The organism is Actinoplanes oryzae (genome assembly GCF_030757795.1).
In the GTDB taxonomy this organism is placed as follows: domain Bacteria; phylum Actinomycetota; class Actinomycetes; order Mycobacteriales; family Micromonosporaceae; genus Actinoplanes.
Genome location: NZ_JAUQWH010000114.1, coordinates 20,171 through 30,441, shown reverse-complemented (window position 1 = coordinate 30,441; position 10,271 = coordinate 20,171). Strand labels below are relative to the sequence as shown.

At 71.2% G+C, this 10,271-nt stretch carries 9 protein-coding genes; all 9 read left to right on the top strand.

The window, feature by feature from the left end; translation table 11 throughout:
• Window positions 1–262: 262 nt before the first annotated feature.
• The 9 genes from RBH18_RS29905 to RBH18_RS29865 all read left to right on the top strand — a co-directional run bounded on the left by RBH18_RS29905 (window position 263) and on the right by RBH18_RS29865 (window position 10,213).
• Window positions 263–1,702, top strand: coding sequence for a choice-of-anchor M domain-containing protein (locus RBH18_RS29905; RefSeq protein WP_306213790.1), 1,440 nt, complete (start codon window positions 263–265; stop codon window positions 1,700–1,702).
• A 61-nt stretch (window positions 1,703–1,763) separates the two neighbouring features.
• Window positions 1,764–3,407 carry a TIGR03773 family transporter-associated surface protein gene (locus tag RBH18_RS29900; protein ID WP_372339011.1) on the top strand — a complete coding sequence of 548 codons (1,644 nt, stop codon included), beginning with the start codon at window positions 1,764–1,766 and terminating at the stop codon, window positions 3,405–3,407.
• Complete coding sequence (locus RBH18_RS29895; protein WP_372339010.1) at window positions 3,401–4,966, top strand: anchored repeat ABC transporter, substrate-binding protein; 1,566 nt, start codon at window positions 3,401–3,403, stop codon at window positions 4,964–4,966. Before RBH18_RS29900 ends, RBH18_RS29895 begins: the two co-directional genes overlap by 7 nt.
• Window positions 4,963–5,838, top strand: coding sequence for a choice-of-anchor M domain-containing protein (locus tag RBH18_RS29890; RefSeq protein ID WP_306213788.1), 876 nt, complete (start codon window positions 4,963–4,965; stop codon window positions 5,836–5,838). The genes RBH18_RS29895 and RBH18_RS29890 overlap by 4 nt, the downstream gene beginning before the upstream one ends.
• Window positions 5,835–6,554 (top strand): anchored repeat-type ABC transporter ATP-binding subunit, encoded by a 720-nt coding sequence (locus RBH18_RS29885; RefSeq protein WP_306213787.1) that lies wholly within the window; start codon window positions 5,835–5,837, stop codon window positions 6,552–6,554. Before RBH18_RS29890 ends, RBH18_RS29885 begins: the two co-directional genes overlap by 4 nt.
• Window position 6,555: 1 nt before the next feature.
• On the top strand, window positions 6,556–7,413 hold the full coding sequence (locus RBH18_RS29880) for an anchored repeat-type ABC transporter permease subunit (RefSeq protein WP_306213786.1): 858 nt from the start codon (window positions 6,556–6,558) through the stop codon (window positions 7,411–7,413).
• Window positions 7,414–7,425: 12 nt separating this feature from the next.
• On the top strand, window positions 7,426–8,613 hold the full coding sequence (locus RBH18_RS29875) for a WxL protein peptidoglycan domain-containing protein (protein ID WP_306213785.1): 1,188 nt from the start codon (window positions 7,426–7,428) through the stop codon (window positions 8,611–8,613).
• Between the two features lie 302 nt (window positions 8,614–8,915).
• Window positions 8,916–9,572, top strand: coding sequence for a choice-of-anchor M domain-containing protein (locus RBH18_RS29870; protein WP_306213784.1), 657 nt, complete (start codon window positions 8,916–8,918; stop codon window positions 9,570–9,572).
• Window positions 9,569–10,213 carry a choice-of-anchor M domain-containing protein gene (locus RBH18_RS29865; RefSeq protein WP_306213783.1) on the top strand — a complete coding sequence of 215 codons (645 nt, stop codon included), beginning with the start codon at window positions 9,569–9,571 and terminating at the stop codon, window positions 10,211–10,213. Before RBH18_RS29870 ends, RBH18_RS29865 begins: the two co-directional genes overlap by 4 nt.
• Window positions 10,214–10,271 lie beyond the last annotated feature (58 nt).

The following is a 10,271-nucleotide window of genomic DNA, read 5'->3' as shown; positions in this document are numbered from 1 at the left end:
ACGAGGAGGCGCTGGGTCTAGGGCAGGCCGCACGCGTGATCGCACTGGGCAGCGGCTGCGCCGGCTTCCTGGGCGGCACGACGCGACCGCCGTAGCCGTCCGCGTGAGCCTGGACCCGCAGCAAGCTCAGCCCCAGCAGGGCCAACAGGCACACATGAAAGTGATTATCAAAATCTGATGACGAGGTGTCGACCGTGGACGCCGCTCGTGTTAGGTTGCCTTCCGAAAATGGAAACGATTTTCATGTGAGGAAGGAGTGTGGATGAGGATCCTGTACAGGGGGACCGTCGGTGTCTTCGCCGCCGCAGCGCTGGCCGCTGCCGGTCTCCTCGTCGCGGCGTCGCCTGCGGCTGCTGCCGACGATGTGGTGCTGTCTGCCGGGCACACCGACGCGGTCGACGTGCACTATTCCGGCGGCCGGTTGACGTTGCAGGTCAAGGACGACACGGTCAGCCCGGCTGTCACCCGGGATCCGTCCGGTGTGATTTTCCAGGTGCTGCCCGCAGCCCGCACCGAAGTGCCGGACATCGACGCGTTCGCGTTCCTCGGCGCGCCCGGCACGCCGATCTGGATGCTGCCGCAGGTGCAGGACCCGGCGCTGCTGTGGCCCGGCTGGAACACCACCGAGCTGGCCTCCGGGACCTTCGCCGGCGACAAGGTGACGCTCAGCCTCGTCGGCGTCGACGGGCCCGGCGCGGTCACCGTCTTCGACACCAGCTCACTGGGCACGCCCAACGTCCGGTTCCGCTCCGCCGACGGGCTGCCCGACCGCATCGACGTGCCGGTGCACACGCACGCCCACGCCAGCTGGGTGTTTGGGGCGCAGGGCCGATACACGCTGAAGTTCCAGGCCGCTGCCACCCTGGCGAACGGCACGAAGGTGAGCACCGGCGCGGTGGACTACGACTTCGTCGTGGGGGACCTGCCCGGCGACGACGCCGTGGCTCTGTCGGTCACCGGCTTGTCGGACTCCTACCAGGACGGGCAGCAGGTCACGCTGCAGGTGGTCCAGGCACCGCAGGGGTCACTGAGCTCGTACCGCTGGTTCAGCAAGCGTCCCGGGGATGCGGACTTCACCTCGGTGACGGGGGAGACCTCGGCGGCGTACAGCTTCACCGCCACCAAGGCGCTGGACAAGACGCAGTATCAGGTCCGGCTCTACGACGGGGAGACCGAGGTGGCCGCCAGCGACCCGGTGACCCTGGCCGTCGGCGCCGGTCCCGGCGGGGACGGCGGGGAGAAGGTCATCACCGCGTCGATCGATCCCACCGCCGGTGCCTTGGTGATCAGCGTCGACCCGCAGGACCGGTCGGTCGTGCTGCCGGTGGCCCAGCTATCGGCCGGCGGTGACCGGTGGGAGAGCAGCGGCGCGCTCAAGCCGGTCACCGTGACCGACACCCGTGCCGGGCAGCCGGGCTGGAGCGTCTCCGGCCAGCTCAGCGGCGGCTTCGCCACCCCGGACGGGGCACGGCTCGGGGGCGATGCGCTCGGGTGGACCCCCGCCGTCGTGAGCCAGGGCGCCCAGCAGGGTGTGGTCGCTGCACCCCGGGACACCGGGCTCGGTGACGGTGCGGTGCTGGCCACGGCACCGGTCGGCGCGGGCCGCGGCACGGCGAAGCTCGACGCGCAGCTCGAGCTCAGCGTCCCGACGGAGACGGCACCCGGCGTCTACACCGGACTGCTCACCCTGACCGCTATCTGATCACCGTGTGGGAGGCGGCGCGGGTGCGCGCCGTCTCCCCTGATCTCGAGGAATGACGACCATGCAGTCCCACGCCTGGCGAGTGCCGACGGCCGCCGCCTTTACCGCGCTGATGCTGGCCTCCGCCCCGGCCGCCGCGCTCGCTGCGGAGCCCGTCAGCGCCGTGCCCGCCGACGGCGCCGACCTGATGTCGGTGTCCGTCGACGGCGACCGGCTGTCCGTGCGCTTCCGCGATGCGGGCCAGGCCGCCTCCGACGCCACAGGGACCGATCCGGCCGCGATCAGCCTCGGTCCCGAGGGCGGGCTCACGGCGGCCGTTCCCAACGATCCCGCATATGCGTTCCTGGGCGAGCCCGGCAGGCCGGTCTGGTCGCTGTCCGCCGGCGGCTCCCGATTCCCGGCCCTGGACCTGACGGACGTACGCCCCCAGAGCGTCGCCGGCGGCAAGGTGCAGCTGCGGCTGGTGGCGGCCGAGGGGCCGGGCGACTTCGCGATGTACACCGTCGACCGCTGGGGCCGGCCCACCGTCCTGATCGACAGCGACGCCCGCACCAGCACCCAGCTCCCGGCGGGGCGACGGCTCGGCGGACTCGCCTGGACCTTCGGCGCCGCCGGCGACTACCGCCTGACCTTCGCCGCCTCGGCCACCACCGGCGGCGAGAAGTTGACCCGCACCACCACGTACGCGGTCGACGTGCCGGCCATGGCAGCCGCACCGGCGCAAGCAACACCACAGAAGCCGCCAGCCGCACCGGCGCAAGCAACACCACAGAAGCCGCCAGCCGCACCGGCGCAAGCAACAGCACAGAGGCCGGCAGTCGCACCGGCGCAAGCAACAGCACAGAGGCCGGCAGTCGCACCGGCGCAAGCAGCAGCGCAGACGCCGGCCGCCGTACAGCAAGAAGCCGCGAAGACAGCGAAAGCGCAGACCAAGGTCATCGACGACGGCCACGTCGACATGGGCCCGCAGCTGTCCGGCAGCGCGATGACCATCCGGATCAAGGATGATACGACCAGCCCGCCGGTGTGGCGCGAGCTGTCCGGCGTGGTGCTCAAGGCGAGTGACAAGGCCAAGATCCCGGTCCCCGCCGGTACGGGCTACGCGTTCCTCGGCAAGGCCGGCGACGACGTGTGGTTGCTGCCGCAGACCCAGCAGTCCGGCATCGTCTGGCCCGGCTGGAACACCCAGCACGAGTCCGTTATCTCCGGCCTGCGGGGCAATGTCACCTGGTCGCTCAAGGGTGTCAGCGGCCCCGGCGCGTTCAAGCTGTTCCTGACCAGTTCCTTCGGCACGCCTGACGTGCTGTTCGACTCGGCGAAGGCCCTACCGCAGCAACTCTCGATCCCACTCAACACCCACGCGCACGGCAACTGGGCCTTCACCAAGGCCGGCCTCTACCGGCTCGCCGTCCAGATGAGCGCAACGACCAGAGCCGGCAAGACCGTCACCGATACGAAGACGCTCACCATCGCCGTCGGCGACAGCACCAGCACCGAGACGGAGGCCGGCGCGCCAGGCACGCCCGCGACCACCGGCCCTGCCGCGGCATCCGGTGCCTCGTCCACCCCTGACAGTGCCGGCGGGGCACTGGCCAGAACCGGCGCGAACATTGTCATCGTCGCGGGCGGCGGGCTGCTGCTCGTCCTCGCCGGATTCGTCGCGTTGCGACTGGGCCGGCGTCGCACTCCCATGAGGGAATCGTGAGGGCAAGCCGCGCGCTGGGCGCGGTCATTGCCGCCCTTGCGCTGAGTGCCTGTCGAACACCGGCAACCTTCTCGCGTACGGACGACCGCGTGCAAGTGGTCACCACCACCGGCATCCTGGCCGATTTGGTCCGCAACGTCGGCGGCGACCGGGTGGTGGTCGGCTCGCTGGTGCCGGACAACGCCGACCCGCACGCATACGAGCCAACTCTGCGCGACGTGCGCAACACCGTCTATGCCGACCTGGCCTTCAGCAACTACCTGCTGCTCGAGCCGCAAAGCGTCATCAAAGCCCTCGACGCCAACCTGCGCGACGGCGTGCCGAACATCTCGCTGGCCGAGGGCGCCACCAAATACGCCGCCGAGGTCATCCCGCTCGTCGAGGACGTCTCGCTCGACACGATCTGGCTCGGACTGCGCGCTCGTGGGGCCGGCCAGGCGAATCACGTCACCCGCTCGTCGCAGGTGCGGCTGTCCGCCGTCGCCGTCGAGGGTCCCGGCCGGCTCGCCGCCTATCTCACCGAGTCCTTCGGGCGACCGGACATCGCCCTCGACTCCGGCGACGGCTTCGAAGCGGCCAACGGCTTCCGCGACGACACGATCGACCTGCCTGCCGACGCCCACACGCACATGAGCTGGGCGTTTTCCGAACCCGGCGTCTACCGGCTGACGCTGCGCGCGGAGCTGGCGGTCACCGATGACAGCAAGCCTCTCCCGCTGGGGGAGCAGGTGTTCACCTTCGCCGTCGGCGTCGACGCGCACTCCGTACCCGGGACGACCGCCGTCCTCGGCGCCGGGCATGCCGACCTGACCGTGGACATCGACACCGGCGAGTTCTACGTCTACGCCGACCCGCACGGTGGGGGTGAGGTGCACCAGGAACGCTACGACGCCGCCGCGACGGTGATCGAGGTGCCCGCGAAGGCACGCAAGGAGATCCCGGCCGGGGCGGGCTTCCGGTTCCTGGGCCGGCCGGGTCAGAAGGTCTACCAGCTGCCGCAGGCGGTGCTGGGCCGGCACGTGCACGGCGAGATCGATCCGCACCTGTGGCAGGACGTCGGCAACGCCCAGGCGTACGCGGAACTCATCCGCGACACGCTCATCGGCGTCGACCCGGCCGGCGCCGGGACCTACCGGGCCAACACCGAGCGCTACCTGGCCGAGCTGAGCGCGCTCGACGCCTATCTGACCGGCACCATCGCGTCCATCCCGGCCCCGCAGCGCTACCTGGTCACCACGCACGACGCGTTCGGCTACCTGGCCCACGCGTACGGGATCCCGGTCGCCGGCTTCGTCACGCCGAACCCGGCCGTGGAGCCCAGCCTCGCCGACCGCCGCAAGCTCACCGAAACCCTGCGCACGCTCAAGATCCGTGCGGTCTTCCTCGAACCGAACCTGCGCGCCCGCTCCTCCACCCTCGTCGAGGTGGCGAAGGAACAGGACGTGGCCGTCTGCGACATCTACGGCGACGCCTTCGACGACCGGATCCGCAGCTACACCGCCATGATGCGCTTCAACGCCGACTCGCTGAAGCGCTGCCTCACCGAAGGACAGCCGTGAACCTCCTCGCCGCCGTGCTCGCCACCGGTCTGCTGCTCGCGCCCTCACCGGCCCCGGACCAGAGCCTGAGCCCGGACCAGGCCGTCGCCTCCGGTCCCGCCGTTCTGGACTCCGGTCATGTCGACATCGGACCGCGCTACCGGGACGGGCGCTGGACCGTGCAAATCCACGACGACGGCGCCACCCCGCCGGTGTGGCGCAACCCCGGAGAAGCGGTGCTACGCGTACGCGACACCGCCCGCCAGCCGGTACCCGACGACGACACGTACGCCTTCCTCGGCGCGCAGCCCGGAACGCGGGTCTACGTCGTGCCGCAGACCCAGCAGCCCGACGTGGTCTGGATCGGCTGGAACACCCAGGATCCCGGCGTGCTGGACGCCATCGACCGCGGCGTCACCATGACCCTGCGCGGGGTCCAGGGCCCCGGCCCGCTGCACGTCTATCTGCAGTCGGGCAACCTCGGCGCCCCCGAGGTGCTCTGGGACTCCACCAAGCCGCAGGCCCAGCCGCTGTGGGTCGAGACGAACACGCACACCCACGCCAACTGGGTCTTCGGCGCCCCGGGCAGCTACCTGGTCGCGGTCGACATCGCCGCAGACTTGGCCGACGGCGACGCTGTCACCGGCAGCGCCGTGCTGCGCTTCGCCGTGGGCGACAACGCCGACCCCGATGCCGTACGTGCGGAGCAGTTCACCGCCCCGCTGGCTGCGGCCGCATCCGGTTCGCCCGCCCCTGTCGCTGCGGACTCGTCGAGCGGCCCGTCCTCCTGGCTGCTGCTCGGCGCCGCCCTGCTTGTCGTGGCCGGCATCCTGGCGCTGGTCCTGCGTGGTGCGGCTGCCCGCCGGCGCGCCGAGGCGGAGCGCCGGCCGTGAGCGACGTCCTGACCCTCACCGCGGTCTCGGTCGACCTGGGCGGGCGGCCCGCGTTGCGCGATGCGACCATGAGCGTGGCGAGTGGCGAGTTCGCTGGCCTGGTGGGCCCCAACGGCGCCGGCAAGACCACGCTGCTGCGCGCGGCGCTCGGGCTGGTCCCGCTGCGCGCCGGAACGACCAGCCTGGCTGCCGGGGGAGCGGGCTACGTGCCGCAGCGCCACGAGTTCGCCTGGGACTTCCCGGCGTCGGTGCAGGACGCGGTCATGAGCGGCCTCGTCCGCCGCATCGGGCTGTTCCGGCGCCCCGGGGTGCAGCACTGGCGCGCGGTGTGGGACGCCCTCGACCGGGTTCGCCTCGGCGATCTGTGCAAGCGCCCGGTGGGCGAGCTGTCCGGCGGACAGCGCCAGCGGGTCCTGGTGGCCCGCGCGCTCGCCCTGGACCCGGCCATCCTGCTGCTCGACGAGCCGTTCACCGGCCTCGACATGCCGTCGCAGGAGCTGCTCACCGACTTGTTCACCACCCTTGCCCGGGAGCGGGCGGTGCTGATGGCCAGTCACGATCTGGCCGCTGCGGCGTACACCTGTGATCGGTTGGTGTTGTTGAACCGCACGGTCGTCGCCGCCGCGCCCTTCGCCGAGCTGGCCGGCCGCGAGGTGTGGATGCGCACCTTCGAGGTCGGCCCGGACAGCCACCTGCTCAAGGCGCTGGGGGTCTGAGGTGTCACCACTGGACTTCCTCACCGACTTGCTCAACCCCGACCTGGCGTTCCTGCCCAAGGCCCTCGCGATCGCCGTCATGTCGGCGGTCATGTGCGGCGTCGTGGGCTGCTACGTCGTGCTGCGCGGCATGGCTTTCATCGGTGACGCCGTGGCCCACGCGGTCTTCCCCGGCCTGGCGATCGCGTTCTTCTTCTCCGGCAGCCTGGTCGTCGGCGGCACCGTCGCCGGCGTGGTCACGGCCCTGCTGGTCGCGGTCTTCTCGCAGAACCGGCGGCTCAAGGAGGACTCCGTCATCGGCGTCTTCTTCGTCGCCGCGTTCGCGCTCGGCATCGTCATCATCTCCCGGGCGCCCGGCTACGCCGGATCGTTGCAGCAGTTCCTCTTCGGCTCCATCACCGGCATCCCCTCCCGCGACCTCTACGTGGTAGGCGGCACCGGCCTGGCGTTGCTGCTCGCGGTGGCCCTGCTGCACAAGGAGCTCGTCGCCGTCACTCTGGACCGCGAGACGGCTCGCGCGCTCGGGTTGCGTACCTTTTGGCTCGATCTGGTCCTCTACGTGCTGGTCACTCTCGCCGTGGTGATGGCCGTGCAGACCATCGGCAACATCCTGGTGCTCGCCCTGCTGGTCACACCCGCTTCGGCGGCGCGGCTGCTCACCGACCGGCTGCCCGCGATGATGCTGCTGGCCCCGGCGATCGGCGCGGGCAGCGCAATGGTCGGCCTGTATCTGTCCTGGTCCTACGACCTGCCGGTCGGCGGCACGATCGTGCTCGTGCTGACCGCGGTCTTCCTGCTCGCCTATCTGCTCGCACCCCGTCACGGGGTGCTGACCCGGCAGCTCGCCCGGGTCCGTTGAGGGGAAAGTCCAGTGAAATCCACACTGGCGGTGCTCACCGCCGGGTTCTGTGCCGTGCTGATACCGGCCGCGCCCGCCGCGGCGGCCGAGGGGCCCGCCCCGCAACCTCGTGCTCAATCCCGTGGCAAGCGACACCGACACGTCAGCCTTATCGCCGCCGCCCTTCTCGCCGTCGTCGTGCTCACCGCTGCCCCGCCGGCCGCCGCAGCCCCCGGTGACGCTCTCACCTGGTCCGTCGCGCCGTCCGGTCCCGAAGGCCCGAACGGGCGGCCCGCGCTGGACTACAAACTCGATCCCGGTGCGAAAGTCACCGACCATGTCGCCGTCACCAATCACTCCGACCGGCCGCTCACGCTGGGGCTCTACGCGAGCGACGCCTTCACCACCGGGGGCGGCGGTTTCGATCTGCTCGCCGGCGCTGCCAGGCCCACCGACGCCGGCTCCTGGATCACGCTCGGCCGCGGCACCGTCGAGCTGCCGAAGTCCTCGCGCGTGATCGTCCCCTTCACCGTCACGGTCCCGGGCAACGCCACACCCGGCGACCACGCGGCGGGCGTGGTCGCCTCACTGGCCGCCGCGGGCACCGACGCCCACGGCAATCAGGTCACCGTGGACCATCGCGTCGGCACCCGCGTCCATCTGCGGGTCACCGGTCCGTTGCAGCCCGCGCTGAGCATCACCGACGTGACGATCAGCCCCCGCACGTCCTGGAACCCCTTCCAGCTGCCCGAGGTCACCGCGGCCTTCACGATCCGCAACACCGGCAACGTACGGCTCAGCGCCCAGCCGTCGGCGCGGGCACGCGGCCCGTTCTCCCTCGGCTCCGTCACCGCCGCCGGGACGGCCCTGCCGGAGGTCCTGCCCGGCGGTACCGTGGCAACCACCGTCCGGCTCAAGCGGATACCGCCGTTGTTCCGCGAACAGGTCACCCTCACCGTCCTGCCCGCGGCGTCCGACGGCCGGCCCATCGATCCCATCCCGGTCCGGGTGCATTCGCAGCACGTTCTCTGGTTGCTGCCATGGCCCCAACTGGCGCTTCTGGCGCTCGCCGCCCTGCTGGTCACCGGACGTCTGTTCATCCGCCGGCGGCGTCGGCGCCGAGTGGCGCAGGCTATCGCCGCGGCCGAGGAACGGGGACGCGCCCAGGCGCTGCACCGCGCCGACCACGTCGATCCGGAGCGTTCCGAGGCATCGGCCTGACGCACGGGTTCCCTGGGGCTGAGTCGGTGCTGGTCCCCTCGGATCCCAGGCGGGCAGCGTGCCGGCCGGCAGTTGCTCGCCGCCCGTGCCGGTGCTGTGCTCCGCACCGATGGCGGTGCTGTCGGCCGCGGTAGGCCATGTCCTCCCCGCTTCCGCTGCCTACGACGAGGTGGCCGTTGCGTCACCGGCGCTTCTGTATGAACGACTGGCGATGTGTCGGCCTAGTAGGCGAAGATGAAAACCATTATCGTCTGATCCGGCCGTCCGAAGGGGACGGCCGACGACGATGAGGGAGTACACCCGTGCGTAGATCGCTTCGCCTGGTCGCCGGTGGCGGCGCGCTGGCCGCGGCCCTGACCGGGATCGCCGCTCCGGCCCAGGCCCACGTCCGCGTGGCGCCGGCCGTGCTGAGCACCGGCCACGTCGACGCTGTCGACGTGGAGTACGAGGACGGCGAGCTCGAGCTGGCGGTGCACGCCGAGGACACCGACACCGAGTACGCGCCGGCCGACGTGGTCCTGCTGGTCAAGAGGCAGGCCAAGGCGGCCGTCCCGGACGACCCCGCGTACGCCTTCCTCGGTGAGCCCGGCGACAACGTCTGGATCCTGCCCGAGGTGCGGAACCCCGACCTGCTCTGGGCAGGACTGTCCGCGGAGGAGCTCGAGTCCGGTGTCTTCGCCGGCGACGCCGTCTCGGTCAACGTGCAGCAGGTGCGCGGGCCGGGCGACGTCTCGGTCTTCGCCCAGGACGCCGTGGGCAGCCCGGACGTTCTGGTCAACAGCGCCGACGGACTGCCCGACACGCTCGGCCTCGCCGCCGGGCAGCACGAGCACGTCAACTGGGCCTTCGAGCGCTCCGGCACGTACAAGCTGACCGTGACCGCGTCGGCGACCCTGGCCGCCACCGGCGAGACGATCACCTCCGAGCCGGCCACCTACACCTTCAAGGTGCAGCGATGAAGGCGCCGCGGATCGCCGCCGCCCTCGCCGCGCTGGCGATCGTCGGGCTCACCCCGGCCGCCGCGCACGCCGCCCCGGTCACCCTGAGCGCCGGGCACGTCGACATCCTCGACGTCGACTACGCCGCCGGCGCCCTGAGCCTGGACGTGCTGGACGGCACGGGCGCCACCGAGGTCGAGCGCGCCCCGGCCGATGTGGTGTTCCAGGTTCCCGCCGCGGCCAAGGTCACCGTGCCCAGCGGGTCGGCCTGGTCGTTCCTCGGCACGCCGGGCAGCACCGCCTGGGTCCTACCGCAGGCTCAGCAGGCAAACCTGCTCTTCGCCGGCTGGAACACCCTCGGGGTGCCCGCCGGTGCGCTGCAGCCGAACTCTGTCACCGTCAGGCTGAACAGCGTCACCGGCCCGGGACGGTTCAGCGTCTACACCACCGGCTCGTTCGGCACGCCCACCAAGCTGTTCGACAGCGGTGACGGGCTGCCCGACAACCTTTCCGTCAGCCGTAATGTCCATGCCCACGCCAACTGGGCGTTCAGCGCGGCTGGTACGTACACGGTGACCTTCGAGGTGACCGTGCAACTGGCCTCGACCGGCGCCGTCGTGTCGACCGGGGCGAAGGCGTACACCTTCAGCGTTCTCAACTGACGGTGAGTCACGGCCTCCAGCTGTCCGGTGGGATCCAGGGCCCACTGTCTGGCTGGGG